The following is a 234-nucleotide window of genomic DNA, read 5'->3' on the forward strand; positions in this document are numbered from 1 at the left end:
GTTTTTTGTTTTTTGTTTTTTTTGTTTTCTTTTCTTGGGGGGTGGTGGGTTTATTGTCGTTGTTTTGGGTGGGGGGGGTTTTTTTTTTTTTTTTTTTGGTTTTTGGTTTTTGGTGGTTTTTTTTTTTTTTTTTTTTTTTTGTTTTTTTTTTGTTTTGTTTTTTGTTTTTTTTTTTTTTTTTTTTTTTTTTTGTTTGTTTGGTGTTTTTGTTTTTTTTATTACCCCCCCCCCCCC

At 26.9% G+C, this 234-nt stretch carries 1 protein-coding gene; it reads right to left on the reverse strand.

Annotated elements, in window-relative coordinates; translation table 11 throughout:
- On the reverse strand, positions 1–234 hold a 234-nt coding region (locus BBI10_RS28460), incomplete at both ends, for a hypothetical protein (RefSeq protein WP_208600724.1).

Origin of the sequence: Pseudomonas graminis (assembly GCF_001705435.1) — a bacterium.
Taxonomy (GTDB): domain Bacteria; phylum Pseudomonadota; class Gammaproteobacteria; order Pseudomonadales; family Pseudomonadaceae; genus Aquipseudomonas; species Aquipseudomonas graminis_B.